General features: G+C 71.9%; 3 protein-coding genes. 2 read left to right on the top strand and 1 reads right to left on the bottom strand.

Features of this window, described 5'->3' with window-relative positions; all coding sequences use genetic code 11:
- Positions 1 to 568 (top strand): transposase (locus ACFWB8_RS36960; RefSeq protein ID WP_385237677.1); only part of this gene is annotated, 568 nt, incomplete at its 5' end.
- 331 nt (positions 569 to 899) lie between these two features.
- On the opposite strand, the gene ACFWB8_RS36955 is transcribed toward ACFWB8_RS36960, so the two are convergent.
- On the bottom strand, positions 900 to 1,532 hold the full coding sequence (locus ACFWB8_RS36955; protein ID WP_385237674.1) for a hypothetical protein: 633 nt from the start codon (positions 1,530 to 1,532) through the stop codon (positions 900 to 902).
- A 412-nt stretch (positions 1,533 to 1,944) separates the two neighbouring features.
- Here ACFWB8_RS36955 and ACFWB8_RS36950 point away from each other — a divergent pair, with 412 nt between their 5' ends.
- Positions 1,945 to 2,304, top strand: coding sequence for a hypothetical protein (locus ACFWB8_RS36950; protein ID WP_385237671.1), 360 nt, complete (start codon positions 1,945 to 1,947; stop codon positions 2,302 to 2,304).
- Positions 2,305 to 2,360 lie beyond the last annotated feature (56 nt).

Genomic DNA, 2,360 nt, shown 5'->3' with positions numbered 1-2,360 from the left:
CGAGTTCGGCCCCTTGGGAATCCGCCCCACCGCCGGCTCCTGCTGGGCCGAGAAGACAAGGCCGAACCGTCTGCCGGCCACCTACCGGCGCACCCACGGCATCACCTACTTCCACGGCTGCTACTCCATCGGCGACGATCAGATGTGGGGGATCAACCGGCGCCGCAAGGGCATCGACCACACCTGGGCCGCCTTGAGGACGATCCGGGCGGCCCGCCCGGACGGCGCCCCGATCTACGTGATCCTCGACAACCTCTCCGCCCACCTGAACTGGAGAATCCGCAGGTGGGCGGCCCGAAACAAGGTCGAGCTGTGCTTCACCCCGACCTACGCGTCCTGGGCCAACCCGATCGAGGCCCACTTCGGACCGCTACGGCAGTTCACCCTGGCCAACTCGAACCATCCCAACCACACCGTCCAGACCCGAGCCCTGCACGCATACCTGCGCTGGCGCAACAAGAACGCCCGCCACCCCGACGTCCTCGCAGCACAACGACGCGAACGCGCCCGTATCCGCAGCGAGAAAGGCATCCGCTGGGGCGGACGACCACTACCCATCGCTGCCTGACCGCTCAACCCGGTGAACCTTCCCGGTCACAGCACTAGACAGTCGGTACGACTTTCCGACGGTGGGCGGTGCCTCCCAAAGTCATGAACAACGGCTTGGCGCCGATGGCCAAGGTGACTCCCGAACGGCTGTCGAAACGCTGCTCTTCGACGTGTGCAGAGCCACCACTGCGCGCCGGCCATGGCAAAACACATGTCGTCGGGCACTGACAATCTCGCGTCGCCCGACACACGCACCGGAAGGGCCCGCAGCGCCCCGTACAGCGCCGCTGACACGTATCCCGGTGACGCTGGGGGGCGGGGGACACGCCCGTGCTGCGCCCTGCGCCCCTTCAGGGCCTCTCTGACCGTCGGTTCCCGCCCGCCGGGCGCAGCGTGGGCGTCACGGCGAGACGGGCAACTCCGTACGTTGTCCGGCCAGCGCCGCACAGCGGATCCCACCTCCGGGATGCCACTCCATCACCGGGCCCACCGCGTCCCCGTGCTCCGGGCACCAGGAGACCGGGACGACTCCCCCACAGTCGTGGCGCTTGCACACACCCTTCCCCCGGCCCGGCGTACGCCACCCCGTGACGGACCACCCCGGCCGCCGACCTCTCCGCAGCAGCGCCCCGCAGGCCGGACGGCCACGCCAGCGACATCCGCAGGCCGCCCGACCCCGACCGGAACCGGTCGATCACCCGCACCTCGCCCAACACCGCCACCGGGCCCGTGCCCGGCGCGGTCAGCCGGCTCACCGATGCCCCGAACTCCCCGGCCGCCAGCTCGGCCAGCGCATCGGCGTCCGCGTCGGTGGACCAGCCGGACAACACGTCCTCGCCGACCGCGTCGTCGGCCAGGGCCAGCCACGGGTCGTCGAGACGGAACCGGTGCGTGGCGCCCCCGGCACCGGCCAGCACCAGCGAGGCGACCGTCGGCCACATAGGTACTTCGATCTTGTCGTGGGCGAGGAGCCAGGCCACCACCTGGCGGCGGTCGAACTGTGGGTGTACGTCCGTGCCCGGCCACCGGGTCGGGGAAGTCGGGGTGCCGGCGGCGCCAGTTCACTACCGCGGCCCGGCCCACCCTGGCGATCCGCGCAACCTCCGCCAGGAACGCCCGGTCGCCGCCTGGGGTGATGGGAGTGAGGGCTGCGAGTGGGGAGCGGCGGCCCGCCGTGACGGTGCGCACGGCCCGCCAGTCCACGGAGGGGCGGACCACCTCCAGGAGCGCGATGTCCTCGGCTGAGTAGAGGGGGACCGTGGTCACCCCGCCCTGCCGCTTGTAGTCGACGTCCACCGAGCCGACCGGGGACAGCCAACCCAGGCGCACCACCTGGTCGAAGTCCGTACGGCGGACATCGAGGCGTACGGCGGCCTGGTCCGGGCCGAGGGGTACGTGCCGGTCGAGGAGGGCGGGCAGGTCCCGGCGGCGGCTTCGCGGGCGGGCGGGCGGGTCGGCGTAGTGGCCCCGGTGGGCGGCGAGGGCGCGGGCGAGCCAGGCGTCGATGTCCGGCTGTACGTACGACCCGGCGCGGCGGGTGAGCTCGTTGCGGACCGCTTCGTCGCCTTCCCGGGGTTCGGTCTGCTCCAGCGTGCCCAGCTCGCGCAGCGCCTGGAGCTCGTCGGCGCGGGCCGCGATCCGGGCGGCTTCGCGCAGGTCCGCTTCCCGGGCGGCGGCCGCGGCATCGGCGGCGAGCTCGGCCTAAACGACCGTCGTGATGGTGTCCCGTGGAGTGGTGTACCGGATCTTGGCTGAGAAGTGCGCCGTCGTGGTGTGCCCGCGTGCATCGGCTGTTGGTGAACGCTCCCTGA

The sequence above is a fragment of the Streptomyces sp. NPDC060031 genome (genome assembly GCF_042736805.1).
In the GTDB taxonomy this organism is placed as follows: domain Bacteria; phylum Actinomycetota; class Actinomycetes; order Streptomycetales; family Streptomycetaceae; genus Streptomyces.
The sequence above is the reverse complement of the archived record's forward strand: the minus strand, read 5'-3'. Positions and strand labels throughout refer to the sequence as shown.